This window comes from Amycolatopsis speibonae, from assembly GCF_042647925.1.
Classification (GTDB): domain Bacteria; phylum Actinomycetota; class Actinomycetes; order Mycobacteriales; family Pseudonocardiaceae; genus Amycolatopsis; species Amycolatopsis speibonae.
Window position 1 is genome coordinate 1 of sequence record NZ_JBHRWK010000014.1, and the last position, 22,315, is coordinate 22,315.

The 22,315-nt window shown below is 69.1% G+C and carries 24 protein-coding genes; 13 read left to right on the forward strand and 11 right to left on the reverse strand.

The window, feature by feature from the left end; all coding sequences use genetic code 11:
• Positions 1 to 163 precede the first annotated feature (163 nt).
• Both ACFOSH_RS07945 and ACFOSH_RS07950 read left to right on the forward strand, forming a co-directional pair.
• Positions 164 to 514: a rhodanese-like domain-containing protein gene (locus ACFOSH_RS07945; RefSeq protein WP_378238061.1), complete on the forward strand. Its 351-nt coding sequence runs from the start codon at positions 164 to 166 to the stop codon at positions 512 to 514.
• 2 nt (positions 515 to 516) lie between these two features.
• Positions 517 to 1,488, forward strand: coding sequence for a DUF4328 domain-containing protein (locus ACFOSH_RS07950; protein ID WP_378238062.1), 972 nt, complete (start codon positions 517 to 519; stop codon positions 1,486 to 1,488).
• 279 nt (positions 1,489 to 1,767) lie between these two features.
• Here the strand turns inward: ACFOSH_RS07950 and ACFOSH_RS07955 are convergent, their stop codons facing one another.
• Entirely contained in the window at positions 1,768 to 2,937 is a 1,170-nt protein-coding gene (locus ACFOSH_RS07955) for a cytochrome P450 (RefSeq protein WP_378238064.1), read from the reverse strand.
• Between the two features lie 53 nt (positions 2,938 to 2,990).
• Complete coding sequence (locus ACFOSH_RS07960; RefSeq protein WP_378238065.1) at positions 2,991 to 3,197, reverse strand: hypothetical protein; 207 nt, start codon at positions 3,195 to 3,197, stop codon at positions 2,991 to 2,993.
• A 388-nt stretch (positions 3,198 to 3,585) separates the two neighbouring features.
• Between ACFOSH_RS07960 and ACFOSH_RS07965 the strand changes: the two genes are divergently transcribed.
• The 5 genes from ACFOSH_RS07965 to ACFOSH_RS07985 all read left to right on the forward strand — a co-directional run bounded on the left by ACFOSH_RS07965 (position 3,586) and on the right by ACFOSH_RS07985 (position 6,978).
• A complete protein-coding gene (locus ACFOSH_RS07965) occupies positions 3,586 to 4,017 on the forward strand; it encodes a hypothetical protein (protein WP_378238066.1) in 432 nt (143 codons plus the stop codon).
• A gap of 82 nt (positions 4,018 to 4,099) precedes the next feature.
• Positions 4,100 to 4,984 (forward strand): DUF5926 family protein, encoded by an 885-nt coding sequence (locus tag ACFOSH_RS07970; RefSeq protein WP_378238067.1) that lies wholly within the window; start codon positions 4,100 to 4,102, stop codon positions 4,982 to 4,984.
• Between the two features lie 87 nt (positions 4,985 to 5,071).
• Positions 5,072 to 5,425 (forward strand): DUF952 domain-containing protein, encoded by a 354-nt coding sequence (locus ACFOSH_RS07975; protein ID WP_378238068.1) that lies wholly within the window; start codon positions 5,072 to 5,074, stop codon positions 5,423 to 5,425.
• Between the two features lie 204 nt (positions 5,426 to 5,629).
• Positions 5,630 to 6,142: a SigE family RNA polymerase sigma factor gene (locus ACFOSH_RS07980; RefSeq protein WP_378238801.1), complete on the forward strand. Its 513-nt coding sequence runs from the start codon at positions 5,630 to 5,632 to the stop codon at positions 6,140 to 6,142.
• Complete coding sequence (locus ACFOSH_RS07985) at positions 6,139 to 6,978, forward strand: hypothetical protein (protein WP_378238069.1); 840 nt, start codon at positions 6,139 to 6,141, stop codon at positions 6,976 to 6,978. Before ACFOSH_RS07980 ends, ACFOSH_RS07985 begins: the two co-directional genes overlap by 4 nt.
• Before the next feature lie 96 nt (positions 6,979 to 7,074).
• Here the strand turns inward: ACFOSH_RS07985 and ACFOSH_RS07990 are convergent, their stop codons facing one another.
• The 3 genes from ACFOSH_RS07990 to ACFOSH_RS08000 all read right to left on the reverse strand — a co-directional run bounded on the left by ACFOSH_RS07990 (position 7,075) and on the right by ACFOSH_RS08000 (position 9,806).
• Entirely contained in the window at positions 7,075 to 7,626 is a 552-nt protein-coding gene (locus ACFOSH_RS07990) for a ferritin (RefSeq protein WP_378238070.1), read from the reverse strand.
• 157 nt (positions 7,627 to 7,783) lie between these two features.
• Positions 7,784 to 8,995 (reverse strand): arginine deiminase, encoded by a 1,212-nt coding sequence (locus ACFOSH_RS07995; protein ID WP_378238071.1) that lies wholly within the window; start codon positions 8,993 to 8,995, stop codon positions 7,784 to 7,786.
• Positions 8,996 to 9,008: 13 nt separating this feature from the next.
• The gene (locus ACFOSH_RS08000; protein ID WP_378238072.1) at positions 9,009 to 9,806 is read right to left on the reverse strand and encodes a CPBP family intramembrane glutamic endopeptidase; all 798 of its coding nucleotides are present in this window, start codon (positions 9,804 to 9,806) and stop codon (positions 9,009 to 9,011) included.
• Between the two features lie 23 nt (positions 9,807 to 9,829).
• Between ACFOSH_RS08000 and ACFOSH_RS08005 the strand changes: the two genes are divergently transcribed.
• Positions 9,830 to 10,291, forward strand: a complete 462-nt coding sequence (locus ACFOSH_RS08005; RefSeq protein ID WP_378238073.1) for a PPOX class F420-dependent oxidoreductase — start codon at positions 9,830 to 9,832, stop codon at positions 10,289 to 10,291.
• Here ACFOSH_RS08005 and ACFOSH_RS08010 read toward each other — a convergent pair.
• Positions 10,288 to 11,076 carry a DUF2470 domain-containing protein gene (locus ACFOSH_RS08010; protein ID WP_378238074.1) on the reverse strand — a complete coding sequence of 263 codons (789 nt, stop codon included), beginning with the start codon at positions 11,074 to 11,076 and terminating at the stop codon, positions 10,288 to 10,290. The genes ACFOSH_RS08005 and ACFOSH_RS08010 overlap by 4 nt on opposite strands.
• Before the next feature lie 95 nt (positions 11,077 to 11,171).
• Between ACFOSH_RS08010 and ACFOSH_RS08015 the strand changes: the two genes are divergently transcribed.
• A complete protein-coding gene (locus ACFOSH_RS08015; protein ID WP_378238075.1) occupies positions 11,172 to 12,179 on the forward strand; it encodes a hypothetical protein in 1,008 nt (335 codons plus the stop codon).
• A 155-nt stretch (positions 12,180 to 12,334) separates the two neighbouring features.
• Here ACFOSH_RS08015 and ACFOSH_RS08020 read toward each other — a convergent pair whose 3' ends face one another.
• The 3 genes from ACFOSH_RS08020 to ACFOSH_RS08030 form a co-directional block, all read right to left on the reverse strand.
• Entirely contained in the window at positions 12,335 to 13,075 is a 741-nt protein-coding gene (locus tag ACFOSH_RS08020) for a hypothetical protein (protein ID WP_378238076.1), read from the reverse strand.
• An 11-nt stretch (positions 13,076 to 13,086) separates the two neighbouring features.
• Positions 13,087 to 14,904 carry a substrate-binding and VWA domain-containing protein gene (locus tag ACFOSH_RS08025; RefSeq protein ID WP_378238077.1) on the reverse strand — a complete coding sequence of 606 codons (1,818 nt, stop codon included), beginning with the start codon at positions 14,902 to 14,904 and terminating at the stop codon, positions 13,087 to 13,089.
• A gap of 189 nt (positions 14,905 to 15,093) precedes the next feature.
• Positions 15,094 to 16,275 carry a homogentisate 1,2-dioxygenase gene (locus ACFOSH_RS08030; RefSeq protein WP_378238078.1) on the reverse strand — a complete coding sequence of 394 codons (1,182 nt, stop codon included), beginning with the start codon at positions 16,273 to 16,275 and terminating at the stop codon, positions 15,094 to 15,096.
• Between the two features lie 85 nt (positions 16,276 to 16,360).
• On the opposite strand from ACFOSH_RS08030, the gene ACFOSH_RS08035 reads away from it, so the two are divergent.
• Entirely contained in the window at positions 16,361 to 17,215 is an 855-nt protein-coding gene (locus tag ACFOSH_RS08035) for a hypothetical protein (protein WP_378238802.1), read from the forward strand.
• Positions 17,212 to 17,853, forward strand: coding sequence for an IclR family transcriptional regulator (locus tag ACFOSH_RS08040; protein ID WP_378238079.1), 642 nt, complete (start codon positions 17,212 to 17,214; stop codon positions 17,851 to 17,853). The genes ACFOSH_RS08035 and ACFOSH_RS08040 overlap by 4 nt, the downstream gene beginning before the upstream one ends.
• 4 nt (positions 17,854 to 17,857) lie before the next feature.
• Here the strand turns inward: ACFOSH_RS08040 and ACFOSH_RS08045 are convergent, their stop codons facing one another.
• Positions 17,858 to 18,529, reverse strand: a complete 672-nt coding sequence (locus ACFOSH_RS08045) for a DUF998 domain-containing protein (protein ID WP_378238080.1) — start codon at positions 18,527 to 18,529, stop codon at positions 17,858 to 17,860.
• Between the two features lie 88 nt (positions 18,530 to 18,617).
• Positions 18,618 to 19,205: a TMEM165/GDT1 family protein gene (locus tag ACFOSH_RS08050; RefSeq protein ID WP_378238803.1), complete on the reverse strand. Its 588-nt coding sequence runs from the start codon at positions 19,203 to 19,205 to the stop codon at positions 18,618 to 18,620.
• Positions 19,206 to 19,392: 187 nt separating this feature from the next.
• On the opposite strand from ACFOSH_RS08050, the gene ACFOSH_RS08055 reads away from it, so the two are divergent.
• Entirely contained in the window at positions 19,393 to 20,346 is a 954-nt protein-coding gene (locus ACFOSH_RS08055) for a S41 family peptidase (RefSeq protein ID WP_378238082.1), read from the forward strand.
• Between the two features lie 82 nt (positions 20,347 to 20,428).
• Positions 20,429 to 21,940 carry a cytochrome ubiquinol oxidase subunit I gene (locus ACFOSH_RS08060; RefSeq protein WP_378238083.1) on the forward strand — a complete coding sequence of 504 codons (1,512 nt, stop codon included), beginning with the start codon at positions 20,429 to 20,431 and terminating at the stop codon, positions 21,938 to 21,940.
• Positions 21,941 to 22,315 lie beyond the last annotated feature (375 nt).

Here is a 22,315-nt window from a genome sequence, read left to right on the forward strand (position 1 = left end):
TCTTCCTCGGCTGGCTCGGCACCGTGCTGTCCAAGGAACACAACCAGAAGAAGTACGCCGAGATGGAGGTCCGCTCGCTCACCGGCGCGGGCGCCGAAAAAGCGACCCAGCACTGAGTTGTTCTTCACGCGCGCGCAACGGCACGGGATGCGAGGATGGCAGGGTGGTGAGCCCTGCTGACATCCCGACCGTCGCCGTCCGTGATCTGCCCAAGGACGGCGTCGCGCTGCTCGACGTCCGCGAGGACGACGAGTGGGCCGCCGGGCACGTCCCGGGCGCCAAGCACATCCCGATGGGTGAACTGCCCGCGCGCGTGGGCGAACTCGACGATCTGCCCGACGACCAGCCGGTCTACGTGATCTGCCGCAGCGGCGGCCGGTCCGCCCGCGCCGCCGCGTGGCTCAACGCGAGCGGCTGGGACGCGGTGAACGTCGCCGGCGGGATGGGGTCCTGGAAGCAGGAGGGGCGCCCGATGGTCGGCGACCATGCCGGCGTCGACCCCGAAGTGCTGTAACCGTGCAGCCAGGCCACTTCCCGCCGAGGACACCGGTACCGCCGGTGCGTCCGGCGCCGGTGCAGCAGCCGAGGCCCCAGCCGGCGCGTCATCGCGTCCGCTGGGTCGCTTCGCCGCCTCCCGGTGCCTGGCCGCAGCGGCGCGAACCCGTGGCCGAGCGCTACTCCGGTCCGCCGTCCTATCCGGTCCCGCCGCGCTGGGGTTTTCCGAACCTGGTCTGGCGCCGCCCGACCGCGGTCCCCGGGACGGCGTCCGGCGAAGTCACCGCCGGGGAGCGGCTGCGGGTGATCACGCGCAGTCTCCTGCCGGTGCTGTGGACCTTCGCCGCGCTCGCCGTCGTCGCGGCGGCCTCGGAGATCTGGCGCTATGTCCTGCTGGTGCAGAGCCGCGACTCCGCGTTGTCGACGTCCGTCGTGTCGGTGTCCGACAGCTTCGTGATCACCGCGGGCCTGCTCACGACGATCCTTTCGCTGCTGCCGTCCGGGCTCACCGTGTGGTGGCTGCTCGTGGCCAGGCACGCCGCCGCGGACGCCTCCGGCGAAGTGCCGCCGAGGCGGCTGTGGCAGGTGCTGGTGTTCACGCTGGTGCCGGTGGCGAACCTGGTCATGGTGCTGCCGATCGTCGCCGAACTCGAACACGCCGTCCTGCGCCGGACCCGGGAAACGCGGCCGAAGCCGTCGCGGTTAGTGCTGGTCTGGTGGGGTGTCTGGGCGCTCAACTGGCTGCTGCTCGGGCTCGTCATCGTCTGGCGGTTCCGTGACGGCGTCCAGGCGCTGGCCGACGGGGTCGTGCTGGTCGCGCTGACCGATCTGGCCGCGGCCGGGCTGGCGGTGGTGACGGCGCTGCTCGTGAAGCGCATGTCCGGCCTGCTCGCGCCTGTAGCGGAGAAGCGGCTTCGCCTGCTTCGCGTGCTGAAGGTGGACGGCGCTCCGGACCCGGAACGCCGCGAACGCCCCGCCGCTTCCGTGCGCTGACCGGGGAGTCTGCGCACTCTGCCGAAGGCCGATCGGTCTGTACATGGGGGCATGAACAGCGAGCAGCAGGAGGGTGACCTGGCCGCCGGGCCAGGTCCGCCGGTCCGGTCCGTGAAGGCCTCCTTCCCTACCCTCAGGGTAGTAAAGGAGGCCTTCGCTACCTTCGCGATCGCCACCAGCCGTCACGGCGGCTGCGCGTGAAGGCCCCCTTCCCGCGGCTCAGCCGAGGAAACTCGACCTTCACGTACCTCAAGCAGGCAACGACCTGGAACGAGGCTTTCAGCGGGTGGTGACGGGCAGCGAGTGCAGGCCCCGGATCACGAACTCCGGCCGCCGTTCCGGTGTCTCCGCGAGCTCCAGGCCCGGAAGCTTCGTGGCCAGCGAGGTCAGCGCGGCCGCGATCTCCACCCGCGCGAGCGGGGCCCCGACGCAGTAGTGGATGCCCATGCCGAAGCCGAGGTGCGCGTTCGGCGTGCGGCCGATGTCGAGGGTGTCGGGCCGGTCGAACACCTTCGGGTCCCGTGCGGCGGCGCCGAGGAGCGCGCCGATCTTCTCGCCCTCGGCCACCCGGAACCCGGCGATCTCGACGTCGGCGGTCGCCGTCCGCTCGAAGAGCTGCAGCGGCGCGTCGAAGCGGATCAGTTCCTCGACGCACGGGTCCAGGAGTTCCGGGGAGGCCACCAGCCGCTCCCACTGGTCCCGATGGGTCAGCAGCGCGTTGACGCCGTTCCCGATCACGTTCACCGTCGCCTCGTGCCCGGCCATCAGCAGCAGGACCGCGGTCGCGACCAGTTCGTCCTCGGTGAGCTCGCTGCGCAGGAGATCGCTGACGATGTCTTCGCCAGGGGAGTTCGCGCGCTGCTTCGCGACGTCACGCAGGTACTCGACGAACTCCGAGGCCGCGGCTTCGGCGGCGTCGCGCTTGTCCTCGGCTAGCCCGTACTCGTACATCTTCACGATGTGGTTCGACAGGGTGACCATGCGCGGCCCGTCCTCGATCGGGACGCCCAGGAGCTCCGCGATGACCGCGACCGGCAGCGGCTGCGCGAGGTGCGCCAGCAGATCGGCCGAGCCGGTCTCGGCGATCTCGGCGGCGAGGCCGTCGACCATGCCGTCCGCGAGTTCGGCGACCATCGGCCGCAGCCGCTGGACGTGCCCGCGCCCGAAAGCGCCCGCGATCACGCGCCGCAGCCGGGTGTGGGCGGGCGGCTCGTTCTCCAGCAGCGAGTTGCGGTGCAGCAGGTTGAACGACGCGAACCGTTCCACCGGCAGCGCGTCCTGCCAGATCCGGCCCAGCCCCCGGTGCCTCAGGACGGCGGCCGAGGCCGCGTGAGACACCGCCACGGCGATACCGAGGCCGTCGTGCCGGTGGACTTCGCCGCGCTCGCGGAGTTCGGCGAAGTGCGGATACGGATTCGCGAGGAAGGCCGGGTCGGCGAGGTCGAACACGTCCCGACTGTAGCCGCGCCGCGCCGGGAGCCCGTCCCGGCGCGGCGCGAGGGTCACAGATGCAGCCAGAGGCCCAGGTGCAGGCCGATGCCGTGATGGTGGTGCCCGTGGTGACCGACGCACAGCAGCAGGCAGTGGCGCGCCTGGTCGGTCGATTCGGACTGTGGCGCGGCCGATGCCGTACCCACGGCGGGCCCGGCCAGCATCAGCCCGAGTGCCACGGGAAACGCGGCCAACGCGGCCCGTTTCGAGGTGCTCATCTGCGATCCCTTCTCCGCACGACGACGCCGGATGGCGCCGAGATCGAGTATTCGGGGAGATAGGGGGAAAACGGCAGGCTGATCACCCGCGATTAGATCGTCCGAATGATGACAACCATTTTCAGTCATGTTTGCGTGATACACGAACGGCCGCTGAAACCGGCCGATCCGGTCAACCCGGCGGCCGGTGGGGTGTTCATCCGCGATGGTTTCGTTACCAACCCCGCTGAACCTCGGACAGGCATGGCGTCTCTAGGGATGTCGGAACGCGGTAGCGCGGGACGGCAAGGGGACTGCCGTGGCCGTCTGGGCCGGAAGTGAAACGAACTCATTCGAACCGAAACACCGGTCGAGATGCCGGAGAAAGCCGAAGGGCACCAAGTTCTGGGTGTCGCCGAAGACCGTCGAGGTGGGCGGAAAGGTGACCGCGCAGGGCCGCTGCGTCACGCCGCACGGCTTCTCGATCGTCGCGCCGGACGGGTTCACGCAGGTCGCCGACAAGTCGGTCAAGCGTGCCGGTGGCACCGACGTCAAGGTGACCTTCCAGCTGCGGCCGAGTGTCAAGCCCGGCGACCACCTGTTCGTCCTGCTGTGCGACACCGTCGAGCCCGCCGCGACTGCGAAGGTCGTCCCGGCGGCCAAGAAGGAGCCGGTCAAGAAGCAGGTTTCGAAGGTGCCCGCCGGTGCGCCGCAGACCGGTGGCGGGCCCGTCGACGAGCCGTCTTCGGCCGGTTGGCTGATCGCCGGGCTGGCCGGAGCGGGCGTGGCGGGTGCCGGTGGCACGGTCCTGATGCGCCGTCGTCCGGCCCCTCGGTCCTGATCGCGTGCGGGAAGGGCGGGGGCCTTACGAGGCGCGCGCCCTTCCCGCGATAGCGTTCCGAACCGAGCTTGAGGAGGCTGACGTGGGCAAGGGTTCGCGCAAGAAGGGTCCCAAGACGACCTCGGACCGCAAGCCGAAGGTGCGCGACGTCTTCGTCGGCCAGCCCTTCGAGGGACTCGCGGCGGAGACCGAACTGATCGCGCTGCGCGAGTTCGTCCCGTCGGCGACGGCCGCGCTCACGCTGAAGGGCTCCGGCGAGAAGGTCACCCTCGGCACGGTGCTGCCGATGGCGGCGGCCGCGTTCGTCCGGTCCGACGGTGAGCGCTACGTCGGGATGCAGGTGCAGACCCGGTCCTCGGACATCAGCCGCGACCTCGGCCGCGCGCTCCAGTGGGTGCTGGAGGCCAAGGAGGGCGACGTCCTGTCCGTGCCGGACACCACGACGCCGCCCACCGCCGACGAGAAGGCCCGCCTGCAGGACCTGCTCGAAACGGGCGTCGAACTCGACGCCACGCTCTACAACGACTTCGCCTGGTGGCTGCCCGAGGACGCCGACGCGAGCGGTGACGTCGCGCTGTCCCTCGAGCGCGCGAACGCGGCGATCATGCCGACCGAGCGCCTCGGCGCGGGCGCCTACTGGGTGCTCGCCGGCGAGAAGGCGCACCTGCGCTGGGTCCGCCCCGAACCGGAGAACCTGCTGCTGCAAGCGCTTGCGCGGCTGTCCGCGGCCGGTGAGCTGGGCCTCGGCGAAGGCTCCCGCTACGCCGGTTCGTTCCGCGCGCACGGGCTGCTCGTCCCGGTGTGGGACCTCGACCCCGAGGCCCACGCCCGCGAGTGGGCCGACGCGAAGGAGCAGCTCGGCGTCCGGCTCGACGCCGCGCTGAAGTCGCTCGACACCGAGCCGCTCAACGCCACCGAGCGCCGCTCGCGCGACGGCCTGATCGGCCGCCAGCTCACCATCCGCTGACCCACCCCGTCGCAATTCGGCACCTGCTTGCGGTGGTTGCACGCGCAACCACCGCAACCAGGTGCCGAATTGCGCGAGGATGGTCGCGTGATTCTTCATATCTGCGCCGAGGGCGAGTGGGCCGCCGTGCCCGAAGGCGGCGTCTACACCGCCGCGTCGCTCGACTCCGACGGCTTCATCCACTGCTCGGACCCGGGAACGGCGCATATCCCGGCCGACGCCGTGTTCCCCGGCCGCACCGATCTGGTGCTGCTGGAGATCGACCCGGCGCTCGTCGGCGCGCCCGTCGTCTGGGAGGACGGCGACCCGCCGCATCCGGCGGGTATCCAGTTCCCCCATGTGTACGGTCCGATACCGCGTAACGCCGTGGTGGCCGTGCACGAATTCCCAGTTCAGGGGGACGGTTCGTTCAGAATTCCCGAGTCCGTGTCGAGACGTTGAGCAGGCAACTCCTCATCCGGCCGGGCGTCTCCCGAAAGTGTTCGCGGCGAGAGACAACCTGTGGGGGCGGTCATGCGTTTCGGGAGAGGTGAGCCAGGTGGACCTGGCCGAGTGACCCCGGGAGGAGGCGATACGGTGACCGCTGCCGCGACGGTCATCCCGGGGACGGACGTCTGGGGGGCCGGCGAAAGCCGAGGGAGAGAAGTGCCGGGCGAGCTCACCGACTTCGGCGACTTCGTGCAGGCCAGCCTTCCGGGCCTGCTGAGGTACGGCCACGCCCTCACCGGGAACCCGCACGACGCCGCCGACCTGGTCCAGACCGTGCTGGAGAAGATCGGCTCCCGCTGGTCCTACGTCCAGCACAAGACCGGCGACCCGATGGCCTACATCCGCCGTTCGATGGCCAACGCGCACATCAGCCGCTGGCGCCGGACCAAACGGGAGAGCCTGGTCGCCGACCTGCCGGACACCCAGCCGTACAGTCCGGCGGACCCGTTCGAGCACGAGCCGCTGTGGCGGGCGTTACGGGCGCTGCCGCCGAGGCAACGCGCGGTGATGGTCCTGCGTTACTACGAGGGACTGTCCGAAGCGGAGATCGCGGATTCGCTCGGCGTCAGCCAGGGCACCGTCAAAAGCCAGGCGAGCAAGGCGATCTCGTCGCTGCGCACGAAGCTCGCCCTGTTCGAGCCCAAGGACGAAGGGAGGGAAGCGGGATGAACATGTCCGAAGAGGACGTGCAGCAGAAGCTGCGCGACCTGTTCTCTGATGAACGGCTGGGCGCGTCTTCCACGCTGAATCCCGAGACGATCGTCGCGGGCGCCCGTCGTCGCCGCCGTCGCCGTCAGCTGATGCAGACGACGAGCGGGATGGCCGCCGCGGTGGTCATGCTGGGCGGTGGGCTCACGGTCTTCACGATCCACGACACCGACAACGGCGCGTCCTTCCCCGGCGACCAGCTCACCATGGGAGCGGCCTCGTCGAGCCTGGTGCGGCCGGGACCGGGGAGCGCGGTGCCGCCACCGTCCTCGGTGGCTGAGCCACCCGACCCGACGACCGTGCCGCCGCATTCGACGGTCTCCGATGGGCCCGTCAAGCCGCCGAAGAGCACCGCCGCCACGAAGCCGCCCGCACCGGGCAAGGTGACCACTGGCGCGCTGCTGACCTCCGCCGGCTTCGGCAAGCTCCGGCTCGGGATGAGCGAGCCCGAGGCGGAAGCCACGGCCGGGCCGCTGCGGGCGAAAGAGGTCCGGGGCGCCTGCACGTACGGCTACGCGGAAGGGGCCGCCGTTCCGGGGCCGACGTCGGTGTCGCTGACCGAGGCCGACGGGATCACCGTCATCAACCCGGCGGGCACGGTGCACACCCCGGAAGGGATCGGCGTCGGCTCGACCGAGGCGGACATCCTCGCGGCCTATCCCGGCAGCACCAAGGACGGCGGCGCCTACGTCGCGCCGGTCAGCGCGGTGAGTGCGTACCGGATCTTCGTGGCCAAGGACGGGTCGGCCGTCAGCATCCTGCTGACCAGCATCAACCAGGACTGCCAGTTCAGCTGAGGCCGGGGCTGAAGTGGCCGCGCGCAAGAGAAAACCCGGGCTGCTCCAAGGGGGAGAGCCCGGGTTTTCCCTGTGGTGGGAGCGTTGGTCAGTGCGTCAGAGCGCGCCGCCCGCGACGGGGGGCATGCTCGAGTCGGTGCCGCCGTCACCGACGGACTCGCGGTGCAGGTGGTTCTCCACCTCGAACAGGTTGCCGTCGGCGCGCTTGACGATGTTGAGCAGCGTGGACATCTGGGAGATCTCTTCGACCTGCTCCTTGAGGAACCACTGCGTGAACTGCTCGCCGATGTAGTCCTCTTCGGCGCGGGCGGCCTTGGCCAGCTGCTGGATGTCGGTCGCGACGTCCTTCTCCTGCTGCAGCGCGAGCTCGATGAGCTCACGGACGTCGGAGAAGTCGTTGCGCACGTCGCCGGTGCCGGGGATCTCCACGTGGTGGTCGGTGTCCAGCATGTACTGCACCAGCGCCATCCCGTGGTTCCGCTCTTCGACGGACTGCTTGTAGAAGTGCTTCGCGAGCTGCGGCAGGTCCTCGGCGTCGAACCAGACCGCCAGCGCGATGTACTGCTGGGAGGCGTTGAACTCGTTGTGGATCTGCGCCTGCAGCAGTTCGTAGAACTTCGAGCGCGGTTGCTTCTTGGTGAGGGCCATGTGTTCGACGATACGTCATGTCCCTATTCGATTTCCACTTTTACCTGGTGATCTGCCCCCTATTAGGTTACCATTCCCAATACATAGGATCACCTCAATTAAGTAAGCCTTCCCTAATCAATGGAATCAATTAGGGAAGGCTTACTTAATTTCTGTTTCAGATGCTTTCGCGCCGGATCGGGCACGACATGCAGCGCGGTCCGCCGCGGCCGGAGCCCAGCTCGGAGCCGGTGATGGCCAGCACCTCGATACCGGCTTCGGCCAAGCGCGCGTTGGTTTCCACATTACGTTCGTACCCGACGACGACGCCGGGGGCGAGCGCGAGGGTGTTGTTCCCGTCGTCCCATTGCTCGCGTTCCGCGGTGACCGGGTCGAGTCCGGTGTCGATGACGCGAAGCCGTTCGATTCCCATTGCTTCGGCGGCCGCGGTGAGGAATGGGGCGGGCCCTTCCACTTTCACGGAACCGTCGTCGGTGGGCCGCATGGTGAACGCGGTCAGTGAATCGGCCGAAAGCGGATACATGACGACGGCGTCGGCCGCGACCATCGTGCAGACGGTGTCCAGGTGCATCGTCGCGCGGGTCTGCTGGATCGGGACGGCGAGCACGGTGTGTGCGATCCCGTCGGCGAACACCGAACGCGCCAGCGACTCCGCGCCCGCCGCGGTGGTCCGCTCGCCGACACCGATCGCCAGGACACCCGGCGAGAGCAGCATGACGTCGCCGCCCTCGATCGGCGCCGAATGCGCGCCGTAGGCGCGGGACGCGTGGCGGAACCACGGGTGGTAGGCGTAGATCAGGTCCAGTACCGCGGTCTCGCGGACACGGGCGGGCATGGTGAGCGACGAGACCGCGACCCGGTCGCCGATCCACGCCGACGAATCGCGGGTGAACAGCAGGTTCGGCAGCGGATCGACGGCGAAGTCGTTCGGGTGGTTCATCAGCCGGACCAGCGAGGCGCCCTCGGCGGCGGGCAGCTCCTCGAAGGTCATCCCCGCCATCAGGACCTCGGCCAGCACCGCGGGCGAGACGCTCGACAGGTGGGAACGAAGCGAATCGGCCAGGTCGGGCCCGAGCCGCCGCTCGTCGACGGCCGCGTGCACCCCGGCCGCGTGGGCGCGGGTGTCGGCGAGCGCCGTGCGCAGCGCGTCGGCCAGCAGCAGCACCTCGACGCCGCGGCCGCGCAGCACCTCGGCGAACGCGTCGTGCTCCTCCTGCGCGCGGTCCACCCAGGGGATGGAATCGAACAGGAGCTGGTCGTTGTTGCGAGGCGTGAGCCTTTTGAGCTCGTTGCCGGGCCGGTGCAGCAGTACCGCGCGCAGGGGGCCGACTTCGCTGTCAACTCGGGGTGGAGTCGTCTCGTCAATCACGGTTTCACCCTAGCTAGGGAAGCCAGGAAACTCGCCCCTTGAGCAGCGCGTATCCGACGAAGGAAACGAAATCCAGCATGGTGTGCGCGACGATCAGCGGCCACAGCCGGTTCGTCTTCTGCCATAGCCTGCCGAAAACGAGGCCCATCACGACGTTGCCGACGAAGCCGCCGAATCCCTGATACAGGTGATACGACCCGCGAAGTACCGAAGACGCGACCAGTGAGGTGTTCTCGCGCAGCCCGAGCTGCCGCAGCCGGGTCAGCAGGTATGCCACTACGAGCACCTCTTCGGCGAACGCGTTCCCGAAGGCCGACAACGTCAGCGTGATCGGGCGCCACCACGTCTCGCCCAAAGTGGACGGTTGCACCGACAGGCTGAACCCGAGGCTGTAGGAGAGGAAATACAGGCCCAGCCCCGGAATCCCGATCACCGCGGCGAGCAGGAGACCGTGGACGACGTCGCGGCCCGGACGCTGCTTGTCGAGCCCGATCTCCGCGAGCTTCATCCCGCCGCGCCACAACAGGTACAGCCCGAGCGCGCCCCAGCCGACCAGTTGGCCCGCGCTCAGGAGCTGCTTGAGCAGGTCGACCAGGCTCAGCGTCGCCTGGGGGACGTTGAGCTGGGCCTGTTGCTGCGCCAGCGGGACCGGCTGCAGCAGCGAGTCCACAAGGGACAGCAGGCTGCGCAGCCCGGACAGGCCGAGGGTGATGCCGAAGACGACGACCAGTTCGATGACGATCGCGCGACGACGTGCCGGGTCTTCCACGAACTCCGGCAGCGCCGGGCGTTCGGGACGCAGCCAGCTCATCGGCCGCACGTTACCGTCGGGTCATGCCCAGGAGTATCGCGACCAACGAAACCGTCGACCGTGCCGAACTCGTCGACTTCCTGACCACCCGTCACCGCGCCATCCTGATGACCACCAAAGCCGACGGCGGCCCGCAGCTCTCCCCGGTGACCTGCGGCGTCGACGGCGAAGGCCGTCTCGTCATCTCCACATACCCGAAGCGCGCGAAGGTCGTCAACGTGCGACGCGAGCCGAAGGTGTCCGCCTGCGTCCTGTCCGACGAGTGGAACGGCCAGTGGGTCCAGCTGAACGGCACCGCCGAGGTGCTCGACCTCCCCGACTCGGTCGAGCCGCTGGTCGACTACTTCCGCGCGATCTCGGGTGAGCACCCCGACTGGGACGAGTACCGCGAAGCGATGGTGAAGCAGGGCAAGAGCATCATCCGCGTCACCATCGACTCGTGGGGCCCGATCGCCAAGGGCGGCTTCCCGGCGGAGCTGGCCTAACCGAACGTGTACGGGCAGCCGACCAAGCGGCGGATCTCGCCGCTCAGCTGCTGCGGCCCTTCGACCGGACGCGAGAACGCGAGCCGGACGTCGTGGTCGCCGGAGTCGGCCTCGACCCGCAACCGCAGGCCGTAGCGGTCCAGCCCGAGCGGCCGGATCCAGCCACCGCGCAGTTCGGTGGGCACGTGCTTGGCGAGCTGCTGGACGACGTCGGCGTGGTCGGTCTCCAGATGCCGCAGCCACGCGGCTTCGTAGTCGTGGAACGGGTCCGGCGGCGCGGCGCTGAACATATGCGGCCGGAGCGAGTGCGTGCCCTCGGCGTCCGCGAGCACCAGGGACGCCGGGGTCAGCCTCAGCAGTGTCAGGCCGTGCCCGACGTCCAGCAGCCGCTCGTCCGGCCGGGTTTCGGCGATGGAGACCGCGCGGGCGCGCGCCGAGACCTCGGAGAGCGGGCGGAGCCAGCCGGTGATCCACAGCAGCCCGCGGATGGGTTCACGCAGGTCGACCGGCGCCTGATCGGTCAGTTCGACCATCACCGCGAGCTCGCCGCGTTGCGCTTCGTGCGCGCGTTTCACCAGGTGGTGCTCGTCGGGCAGCAGGATGCTGACGCCGCCGCTCGTGTGCACGTGGTGCAGTTCGGGGATGACGCGGCCGTACTGTCCCGGCTGGTCACGCTGTTCGGCGGTCGGTATGAGCGTCGCCGGTCCGTTGCGGGTGGCGATCGTCTTCGCGCGCTCCGCGGGGTTCGGCGCCGGCGGGCGGCGAATGGACGTCGGTGTGGTCACGGCTCACCTCCTAAGTTAGGTGAGCCTAACCTGATTTACGCGCCGAGCGGAAGTAGCTTCGATCACTTCTCTTCGGGCGCGTATACGTTGACCAGGTGGAAGACCACAGAATCCGGGCGCTCGAACCACCCAAAGGGGTTCCGGCGGCGAACATGCCGGCCCTGGTGCCCCTGCTCGACCGCCTCACCGTGACGTATGGAACGACGGGTTTCGCGTCCGGACTGCTTGTCGTGCTGGGCATCGTCCTGGCGGTGACGGGCAGATACGGGATCGCCGTGCCCGTGTTCCTGCTCTCCTTCATGACACCGGTCTCGCTCTACTTCGGCTACGTCGCACTCGCCGGATCCTCGCCGATGCGGAAGCTCACCGACAAGCCGTTCCGGCTGGTGAGCGGGCTGGACGACGCCGTCGTCGCCGGTTCGCGGGTGAGCGTCCCGCTCGACGGCCGATGGCTCGTCGTCCGGCTGCCCGCCCCGCTCCGCGCGCAACTCGCGGCCCAGCGGCGGCTGTGGGTGCTCGGCCCGTTCTTCCTGCTTCCCGGCGTCATCGCGCCCCGGCGCGGCAAGTTCCGGGACGCCCCGGTGAAGGGCTCGGTGCCGCTGACGGCCGAGCCGGTCACGCCGGGGCGGATGCTCACCCTGCAACGAAGGCTGCTGGCCTCGTACTACCTGCTCGGCGCCGGTCTCACCTTGGTGGCGGCCGCCTTCTCGATCTGGATCGCCGCCGACTTCCCGGACCGCCACGGCAGTCTCGTGGCGGAAGCGCGGGTGGTGGCCGCCCTGTGCGTCCTCGCGACGCTCGGGCTCGCCATCACGGCACTCGCGGTCGCCCGGCCGTCCCCGGACCCGGGGTGGACCGAACTCGCCGTCGTCTCCGGGCCGGCGTCGGTCAACCTCTTCGGCATGGTCACGGTGAAGGGCCGGACGGTGCTGCCCGACGGCCGCGAGGTCACCGTCCGGGCCGGTGGTTCGGACCCGTCACTGGCCGCCGGCATCGCCGCGACCGGACGGCTTTGGGTACTCGGTGTGCCGAGGGCGGGAAAGGCTGCGAAGGCCGGAGTGCCCGGTCATGCGGTTTTCGGGCCGGTCAAGTTCGGCTCGTGAGTGGCTAGGACGGTTCTAATGAGGGATAAGGCAAACCTGGCGTGTTTGTGGACGGCGTCGTGACTCTGCGCGACGCCGGGCCTGTGGTGCCGACTGTGTGGATTTCGGTGCGTTGGATGCTCAGAAATCCACACGGTCCAGCGTGATCGGACCGGTCACGAGAGCGAGCGTCGCGTCGCCTCCTCGGTCTCCACGACACCCCGCCGGATCCCCTCCAGCTGCTCACCCAGCTCGCCGATCGTGGTGGTGTCGAGCAGCGAATCGCCCGTGGCGGCCGACAATTCGGCCGCCCTGGCGACCAGGCCGTCGAGGCCGAGCGCGCCGGATCGCAGCTGCGCCAACAGCTTCCGCTGCGCGCTCGTAAGCCGAGCGTGCACGTCTTCCTGGGCCTGAACGGCTTCGAGCGACTGTGTCAGGTCGCCGCGGATGTCGTCGTCGGCGGTCTTCAGTTCCTTTCGCAGCCGGGCCTTCTCGGCGGACACAGCGACCGGATCGACCCGTTTCAGCGCCTTCCCGGTGGCGGACGTCCGGCCGGCCAGCCGCCGGAGGGTGTCGACGGTTTCCCGCACCACCGGTTCCATGTCGGCCACCCGGTCGGCGAGCGGGCCGGCGTCGAGCGAGCCGGAAATCGACCGGAACCCGTCTGCCGCGGCCTCCGCACGCCGCAGCCAGTCCGCCTCGGGGGAACCCGGTTCGACGTCGGGGAGAGCCCGTTCTTCGGGCTCTGGCGAGGGTTTCACGCGCGTCGCGGCGGCGACCCCGGCGCGGGCGGCGAGCACGGCCACCCCGATGCCGAGCGCGGCGACCACCGGCAGCTGCACCGCCCAAGCCGCGCCCGCCGACGTCGCCGCGAGGAGCATTCCCCACGGTTCGGCTAGCTCACGGACGAAACGCATATCCGAGGATCTCAGAAATTCGAGATCACGGCGGTGAAGACCTGGTCGATCGAGTCCGGTTTGGACGAGTCGTACCCCACGCCCTGAGTGGTCTCGGCGATCTCCTTGAGCACGTTCAGGTCCGCGTCGGAGCCGTAGGCGATGGTGAACATCCGCACCGCCTCGCCGCCGCCCTCGGTCCGCAACTGCCCGACGAGGTTCGGCAGATCGATCCCGCCCGGATCCTCGTTGCGGCCGTCCGTGAGCACGACGACGGCGTTGATCGCGTCCGGGTCCAGCCGTTGCTTCATGAACTCGTAAGCCGCGAGCGACGAGTCGTAGAGCCCCGTCCCGTTCTGCGGCGTCAGCCCGTTCAGCCGCGACGCCAGTTCCTGCCTGCCTGGCTCACCGCCGATCGGAGACACCGGCCGGAGTTCGACGTAGTCCTTGTCGCCGTCCAGTTTCGTCGAGAACATCCACAGCCCGACCTTGTCCGCGTCGCTGAACTGCGGCAACGACGCCACGGCCGCCTGCTTCGCGAGATCCATCTTGTTCTTCCCAGTCCCGCTGACCCCGTCGCCCATCGAACCGGAGACGTCGACGACCAGCAGCACGTTCGCCTTCTTCCGCAGGTCCTTCCACGACTTCAGCACCTCGGTCAGCACCGGCGGGCTCGGCGGACGGATCAGGTTGAGCTTCGCGTCCGGCTGGGCGCCGTTCTCCGTCGTGGTCTGCGAGCCGGGCTTCCCGTCGAACGTGCGGAAGCCGATGTCGCTGAACTTCTGCTGTGCCTCGGCGCCGCGCAGATGCGCGAGGAAGTCCGCCGCGACCTGCTTGTGAAGGTCGTCGGCCCAGTTCAGCACGGTGAACGGGTGGTCGGAGTCGAGCGTGCCGTCGCTCGGGTAGATCCCGACGAGCGGCACCTTCGGCGGCGCGTGCTGCCCGCGTTTCGCCGGGTCGTTGGTGGGATTGCCCTGGTTGTAGCCGACGAGCGAGTTCTCCTCGACCGTCACCGCCGAGATGTACGACAGCGCGGCACCGCGGTCGTCGGCCTTCTGCAGGTTCGTCAGGAACGTCAGCGTGTTGTCGCCGTAGTGGACGATGGCCTGCTCGACGTTCCGCACGAACGTGCGCGCTTCCGGCTTCGCGAGCGCGTTCGCGGTGAGGTCCGAAGACGTGCCCGTCGCCGCGTAGTAGGCGCCGATGGTGGCGTTGAGCCCGGACGTCGAGATGTTCGGATTCGTCTTGCCCAGCCGGAACTTCCCCCACTCCGGGTGGCCGTACTTCGCCCAGCCCTGCGGATCCGTGGCGAGCGCGGCGAGGTCCTTCCAGCCGATGCCCTTGCCCGGCCAGCCGAGCGCCTCGGCCATCGGTTTCGGCATGGCGACGACCAGCGGCGCGTTCGCGACCGATTCCGGGTCGCCCTCGGGCACCAGCGCGGGGTGGTCGGTGCCGGTGAGGTTCTGGCGCAGCAGGTTCACCCAGCCGGACGCGGCGGGCGTCCAGACGTCCGGCCGCGGGCCGTCCACCGCCTCGTTCCAGCCGCGGGACAGCGCCTGCATCGCGGTGCCGGAGGACTTCGACTGCACGAGCACGTCGACGCAGCGTCCGGCCACCGTGCGGCCGCTGTAGCCCTTGGCGATCTCGGTGACCACCCCGGCCTTCTCCGGTGACGACGACACCTGCAGCTTGACCGCGTCGCCCGTCGTGCACTTCGCTGCCGCGGCCTCCTCGCCGGAGTCGCTCGTGATCGCGCGCAACCCGATGATCAGCCCGATGGCGACCACCGCCGCGGCCACGAACGCCAGGACCTTGCGGCCGCCGCGGGACTGCTGAGGATTCACGACCATGGAGAACCTCCGCCGGTGGGAACACCGATTATCCGGAGGTTTCGCCTCGGCAGGGTCGGCGTTGCCGAACCGTTGCGGCCGTGGCGGTAGTTATCCCGCCACGTCCCCCGCAATTAGTCACCTACTTGCGCGGGCACCTGCCGGCGCCTGTTTTCGAACGCCGCAAGTAGGTGACTAATTGCGCAGTCGTCAAGCTCCCGGGCCCCGGCCGGACCAGGTCCACGCGTAGCCCGGATCCTCCGAAGCGTCGGCCGCCTCGCCGAGGTCCAGCGGCGCGAAGGTGTCCACCATGACGGCGGTCTCGTCGAAGAACTGGGCCCCGATCGACGCCTCCGCGGCCCCGGGCTGCGGCCCGTGCGTGAAGCCGGACGGGTGCAGCGAAAGCGAGCCGACCTCGATCCCGGAACCCTTGCGCGCCTCGTAATTGCCGCGGACGTAGAACATCAGCTCGTCGGAGTCGACGTTCGCGTGGTTGTACGGCACCGGGATCGACTCGGGGTGGTAGTCGACCTTGCGCGGGCAGAACGAGCAGACCACGAAGTTCGGCCCCTCGAACGTCTGGTGCACGGGCGGCGGCTGGTGCACGCGGCCGGTGATCGGCTCGAAGTCGTCGATGTTGAACACCCACGGGTACAGGCAGCCGTCCCAGCCGACGACGTCGAACGGGTGCGTCGCGTAGGTGTAGCGCGTCAGCCCGGCACGGTGCCGCACGAGGACCTCGACGTCGGTGCCGTCGACGACCAGCGGCTCCGACGGGCCGCGGATGTCGCGTTCGCAGTACGGCGAGTGCTCCAGGAACTGGCCCTTCGCCGACAGGTACCGCTTCGGCGGGCCGATGTGGCCGCGCGCCTCGATGGTCAGCAGCTTGACCCCGCCGTCGCCGCCGTCGTGCGGGAGAACGCGATAGGTGCACGAGGTCGGGATGACGAGGTAGTCGCCGTCGCCGATCTCCAGCGGGCCGTAGATCGTCTCGACGGTCGCGCTGCCGCCCTGGACGTAGAAGAGTTCGTCGCCCGCCGCGTTGCGGTACAGCGGCGAAGGGCGCGTCGCGTGGACGAAGCCGATGGTGACGTCGGCGTTGCCGAACAGCCGCCGCCGGTCGGTGACCGCGTCGGCGTCGCCGAACTTGAGGTCGTGGGTCTTGAAGGCGCGGGGCTTGAGCGGGTGGTTCGGGGCGATCGGGCCGCGCTCGTCCTCGATCGCGACGGCGTCGACGATCGCGGTGGGCAGGCCGCGGTGATAGAGCAGGGCCGAGTCCGCCGAGAAGCCCTCGACACCCATCAGTTCCTCGGCGTACAGGCCCCCGTCGGGCTTGCGGAACGCCGTGTGGCGCTTGTGCGGGATCTCGCCTACCTGCCGGTAGTAAGGCATCGGAATCTCCCCGGAACGTGTCCGTTGTGCGAACGATTTTGTCCTGATGTCGTACGCTACTAGCGTGTCAGTCGTGTCAAGCGCTGTGGAACTCACGCCACCCGGCCCCCGAGGAATTCCTCCCCTGTTCGCGCGGCTCGTCGACGACTCGGCGTTGTTCCCGCCCGGCGAGGCGTCCATGCCCGAAGCGCTGCGTGCGCACTTCGCGTCGAGGTCCGGTGAGCACTCCGGCGTCCTCGGTGTGTTCCTGTGCCAGGCGTCGAGGCTGCCCGAGCTCATCACCGAACTCATCAAGATCAAACCCAAGGAACCGCTGCCGCTGTCGCTGATCATCGACACCGGCCTCGGCGGGGTTCCGAAGGCGATCTCGATCGTCGAGTCGCGCAGCGAGATCCTCGCGCTGCGGATGGTGGAGATGCCGGCGCCGTCGGACGTCGACGAGGTCTGGCTGGAGCGCGTCTCCGAGTTCGTGCCTGAAGACGTCATCCGCGTGGTCGAGCCGCGGCGCGGCGTCGGCTGGCTGGACGGCGTGCGGAAGGTGATCGAGCACGGCAGCTGGCCGAAGATCCGCTGCGGCGGCAAGGCGGGCGAGAACTTCCCCAGCGTCGACGAGGTCGCCGACTTCCTCGCGGTGGTCAGCGGCTCGTCAGGGGCGTCGTTCAAGGCCACGAACAGCCTGCACCGCGCCGTCCGCCACACGGACGAGACGAGCGGCTTCACCCACCACGGCTTCCTGAACCTCATCGTCGCGTCGGCACGCTGCCTCTCGGGCGGCGACGTGCGCGCCGCCCTGGAGTCGACCGACAGCGCCGCGCTGGCCGACGAAGCCAAGGGGATGTCGGAGCCGGCCGCGAAGGCCGTTCGCGGGCTCTTCGCCTCCTACGCGGCGGCCTCGTTCGACGAGCCCGTCGCCGACCTGGGAGAACTGGGGTTGCTGTGACCCGCGAAGGGTCGCTGACCCTGGACAGAGGGCTGGCGCTGCTGCAGGCCGTGGCGGACGCCGGTGGCGAGGCGGCGACGATCTCCGAGCTCGCCGTCGCCATCGGCGCGAGCCGGGCCGCCGTCTACCGGCTGCTGGTTCCGCTGTCCGAACGCGGCCTGGTGTGGCGCGACGGGAACAAGGTGCGGCTGGGCGTCGGCCTGCTCCGGCTCGCCGGGCAGGTCCTCCCGCAGCTGCGCGAGGCGGCCAGGCCGGTCCTGCGGGAGCTGGCGGAGAAGGTCGGCGCGACGGCGCACCTGTCGGTCGCGCAGGGAGACCAGGCGCAGGCCGTCGCGGTCGTCGAGCCGTCCTGGACCAGCTTCCACGTCGCCTACCGGGTCGGCACACGCCATCCGCTGTCCTCCGGCGCGGCGGGCAAGGCGATGACGCTGCGCCCCGGCGGCGGCGAAGGCTGGGTGGTCTCGTCCGGGGAACTGGAGGCGGGCGCGTCCGGGGTCGCCGCGCCCGTGCGCGGGGTGCCGGGCTTGAAGGCCAGCCTCGGCGTCGTGTCACTGGAGCCGCTGGACGCCTCCGTGGTCGGCCCCGCGGTCGTGGGGGCCGCCGCCCGGCTGGCCGAGGTGCTGAAGCAGCCCGAGTAGCGCCTCAGCGGGTGCTGAGCAGCGGGCGCACCATGGTCGCCAGCAGGGTGAGGTCGACGGCGAACAGCAGCCGCTCGAACAGCCCGAGCGTGACCTCCTGGTGCGACGGCCCGGTGAGCATCGTCCAGACGAACCCGCCGAGCACGATCGCCACGGCGGCGAAGCTGGCCACCGAAAGCCGCCGGATCGTCGTGCGGCGCGGCTCCCACGGGCAGCGCGCCCGGCCTGGGCGGGTCAGCACCCAGGCGGCGGCGGGAAGCGCGAGGAAGGCCGTCAGCGCGGCGTAGTTGTGGATCTGCCCGGCCAGCGACCGGGCCTGGCCCTCGGGGTCGACGGGGACCAGCGCGAGGACGAACAGCCCGGCGCACCACACCCCGAGCAGGACGAGCACGGATTCGTACCCGCTGCGGTGTGCCTTCGCGATACCGCCGAGCAGGGCGAGCGAGCCGAACCCCAGCGCCAGGCACATCGCGCCGAACAGCGGCGCCGCCGTCGAACCGGGCGAGAGGTAGCCGTAGACGTACTCGGACAGCGTCTGCCAGATCGGGCTGACCTGGCTGGACAGCCTCAGGTGCAGGTCGATCGAGATGGCGACGGCGACGGCCATGCCCAAGACCGCGAGCCTGCCGTGCAGCGGGGAGACGGCACGGGCCGTGAGGATCTTGGGCGAGGTCACGACCGGTTTCTCCAGGCACGTCGGGGCGGGTGTTCACCTTTTCGTTCCCGAAAGGTTACCCGGCGAACCTGTGAAAAAGCCGTGCGCCTCAGAAGGCGAGCTGGGCCAGCGCGAACAGCGAGAACCCGGCGAAGACGAAGCCCGCCACCCGCTGGATGAGCTTCGGGCGGATCCGGCTCCGGACCTTCGCGCCGATGAAGACGGCGAGCCCGGCGACGGCGACCAGTGCGACGAAGGAGCCGAGCGCGACCGCGAACGGGTTGCCGAAGCGGGCCGTGAGACTGGCCGTCGCGAGCTGTGAGGCGTCACCCCACTCCGCGGCGAACAGCACACCGAACGACGTCAGCGCGGAGCGGAGGAAGGTCGCAGGACCCACTCCGGAGCGCGACGCGTCTTCGCCGCCATCCTGGCCGGGACTGAACCCTTCGCGAAGGAGCATGTACGCACCGATACCGAACATCGTGGCGACGATCGCGGTCACCAGCGTCCCCGGAAGCAAAGTGAGCACACTGCCGAAGATGGCGGCGATCGCGCATTGCACGGCGAAGGCCGCGGTGACCCCGGCGAATACCGGCCAGGCGCGGAAACGGGTGGTGAGAACCAGGGTGGCGACGAGGGTCTTGTCCGGCAGCTCTACGGCCAGTACCAGGCCGAACGCGCTGATCAGCGCCAGCATCGAGTCAGACATGATGATTTGCCACCCCTTTCACTGCAACGATAAAGGGGCGATTCAGGGAAAGGCAAGCTGATCGCATTTCCGAATCGGTCGGCATGTACGGTCGAATTGTTTTTCCAGGCCGGGCACAAAGGAGGTTTCGGCGAACCGAATTCTTTTTTCCGGCGCGCTGGTAGCGTCCGCGAACATGGACGAGAGAGCGCGGATCGACGACGTGTGCAGGCGGCTGAAGGACCACTATGTGTTCCCCGACGTCGCCGAGAAGCTGACGGTGTTCCTGCGGGCGAGGCTGAGTGACGGCGCGTACGCGGGACTGGACGATCAGGCGTTCGCCGTCGCGGTCACGCAGGACCTGCAGTCGGTCAACGGGGACAAGCATCTGCGGCTGCGTCACCACGTCGACCCGCTGCCCGAGGTCGACGACCGGTCCTTCGATCCCGACGAGTACCGGCTCGAGGCGAAACTGAACAACCACGGCGTCGCGTCTTCGCGGCGGCTGCCGGGCAACGTCGGGTACCTGGAGACGAAGTTCTTCTACGAGCCGGAACTGTCCGGCGAGACGCTGGCCGCGGCGATGACGTTGCTGGCGGACACCGACGCGCTGCTCGTCGACGTCCGGGAGAACCGGGGCGGCGACCCGATGGGGGTGGCCATGCTGATCAGCTACCTGGTGGGCGAGCCGATCCACTACAACAGCATGTACCTGCGCGACGGCGACGTGACCAACCAGTTCTGGACGCTGCCGTACGTGCCGGGCCGGAAGTTCGGCCCGGACAAGCCGGTGTGGGTGCTGACCGGTCCGGTCTCGTTCTCCGGTGCCGAAGACCTGGCGTACTCGCTGCAGCAACTCGATCGGGCGAAAACGGTCGGCGCGGTCACCGGTGGCGGGGCGAACCCGCGCCAGCAGTACAAAGTGGACACCCACCTGGACATCACCGTGCCGGACGGACGGTCCGTACACCCGGTCACGGGGACCAACTGGGAAGGCGTCGGGGTCCAGCCCGATGTTCCTGTCGCGGTCGAGGCCGCTTTCGACGCCGCGTACGCGTTGGCGCTGGACCACGTGCTGACACTGGGGGATTCGGGTGTGCGGCGGCCGATCGCCGACGAGGCCAGGCTCACACTCGCCGGTCTCGGCTGAACCAGGGCGTGGGACCTACGTCCTGTCGAGAACGGGACCACTTGAACTGGCGGGCTCACCGGGCGTTGAGCAGGCTTGAGGCGTGGAGGTTCTCGATCTCGCTAGGTGGCAGTTCGGCATAACCACCGTCTATCACTTCCTGATGGTCCCGCTGACCATCGGGCTTTCGGTCCTGGTCGCCGGGATGCAGACGGCCTGGGTCCGCACGGGTGACCGGCGCTATCTGAAGATGACCAAGTTCTGGGGGAAACTCCTGCTGGTCAACTTCGCGATGGGCGTGGTCACCGGCATCGTGCAGGAGTTCCAGTTCGGGATGAGCTGGAGCGCGTACTCACGGTTCGTCGGCGACGTGTTCGGCGCGCCGCTGGCGATGGAAGGGCTCGTCGCGTTCTTCGTCGAGTCGACCTTCCTGGGGCTGTGGATCTTCGGCTGGGACAAGCTGCCGAAGAAGGTCCACCTGGCGTGCGCGTGGGCGTACTCGCTGGCGACCGTGGCGTCCGCCTACTTCATCCTGGCGGCGAACTCGTGGATGCAGCATCCGGTCGGGGTCGAGTTCGTCGACGGGAAACCGACGATGAACTCGATCTGGGCGGTGCTGACGAACAACACCGCGCTGGCCGCGATCCCGCATACGATCGCGGGCGCTTTCTCGGTGGCGGCGGCGTTCCTGGTCGGTGTCGCGGGCTGGCAGTTGTGGCGCAAGCGTTCGGAGGACGACGAGCACCGCGCGGTGTGGCGTTCGTCGTTGCGTCTCGGCGGCTGGACCGGGGTGGTGGCCTTCGCGGTGCTGGCGATCACCGGCGACATGCAGGGCAAGCTGATGTTCGAGCAGCAGCCGATGAAGATGGCGTCGGCGGAAGCGTTGTGCCACACGGAGAAACCGGCGAGCTTCTCGATCATCGCGATCGGGGACGTGAGCGGCTCGAACTGTGAGGACGTCAAGACGTTCAACGTGCCCGCGTTGCTCTCGTTCTTGGCGCACAACGACTTCTCGACCGAGGTCAAGGGTGTCGAGAACCTGGTGACCGAGTACCAGGCGAAGTACGGCACGAACTACCCGGACGACCCGCAGCTCGGTTCGCTCGCGGGCAAGCCGATCGACTACGTGCCGAACCTGCCGGTGACCTACTGGGGTTTCCGCGCGATGATCGGCTTCGGCGCGATCTCGGCCGGGATCGGACTGCTCGCGCTGTGGCTGACCAGGCGAGGACGGATCCCCGGGCAACGCTGGTTCCCGTGGCTCATGCTCGGCGGGATCGCGACGCCGTTCATCGGCAACAGCGCCGGCTGGATCTTCACCGAGATGGGCCGCCAGCCCTTCGTGGTGGTGCCGAACCCGACCGGTGTCGACGGGGTGTGGATGTTCACCGCGCAGGCTGTCTCGAAGTTGTCCACAGGCGAGGTCTGGACGTCGCTGATCGCTCTGACGACCGTCTACGCGGCTCTCGGCGTTGTCGAGGTCTTCCTGATGCGCAAGTACGTGCGCGGCGGCGTCGACGCCGTCATGCCACCCCAAAAACCGACCTCGACCAGCAAGAACAGCGATTCCGAAGGCGGTGACGGCGATGACGACGCGCTGGCCTTCGCCTACTGATCGCCTCTTGACGTCACCTGCCCAGCCCCCCGCCCTTCCCGGGGGACGGCCCCGCACCCAGCGTATCGGGGGTATCGCTCGGGTGGGTTACCCACAGCCAATCTGTGGACAACTCGGGTGGTTGTGGATAACTCAGGGCGAGCAGGGGTGGAAGCGTCGGATCGGCCAGAACGGCGTGGTAGGGAGTGCCGCGAAAGTGGCATTCGCGACATGTCGCGCGGCGTCACCGGGGCACGACGGGGCCGGGCAGGCGACCAGGCAGCAGGCCGGGCGGGCAAAACAGGTCAAGCGGGCCGGGCGGGCTGAAGGGGCCCTTCGCCGCATCCCACGCGGTGAAAGCGTCCTTCGGCCCACGAGGTCCACGAGGCGCACGAA

Coding starts and splice junctions, on each gene's coding strand:
- ACFOSH_RS07960 (WP_378238065.1), bottom strand. CDS start 3,197: ATGAGCACCTCGAAACGGGCCGCGTTGGCCGCGTTTCCCGTGGCACTC.
- ACFOSH_RS07985 (WP_378238069.1), top strand. CDS start 6,139: ATGAACATGTCCGAAGAGGACGTGCAGCAGAAGCTGCGCGACCTGTTC.
- ACFOSH_RS07990 (WP_378238070.1), bottom strand. CDS start 7,626: ATGGCCCTCACCAAGAAGCAACCGCGCTCGAAGTTCTACGAACTGCTG.
- ACFOSH_RS08000 (WP_378238072.1), bottom strand. CDS start 9,806: ATGAGCTGGCTGCGTCCCGAACGCCCGGCGCTGCCGGAGTTCGTGGAA.
- ACFOSH_RS08005 (WP_378238073.1), top strand. CDS start 9,830: ATGCCCAGGAGTATCGCGACCAACGAAACCGTCGACCGTGCCGAACTC.
- ACFOSH_RS08020 (WP_378238076.1), bottom strand. CDS start 13,075: ATGCGTTTCGTCCGTGAGCTAGCCGAACCGTGGGGAATGCTCCTCGCG.
- ACFOSH_RS08025 (WP_378238077.1), bottom strand. CDS start 14,904: ATGGTCGTGAATCCTCAGCAGTCCCGCGGCGGCCGCAAGGTCCTGGCG.
- ACFOSH_RS08030 (WP_378238078.1), bottom strand. CDS start 16,275: ATGCCTTACTACCGGCAGGTAGGCGAGATCCCGCACAAGCGCCACACG.
- ACFOSH_RS08050 (WP_378238803.1), bottom strand. CDS start 19,205: ATGCTGGCGCTGATCAGCGCGTTCGGCCTGGTACTGGCCGTAGAGCTG.
- ACFOSH_RS08055 (WP_378238082.1), top strand. CDS start 19,393: ATGGACGAGAGAGCGCGGATCGACGACGTGTGCAGGCGGCTGAAGGAC.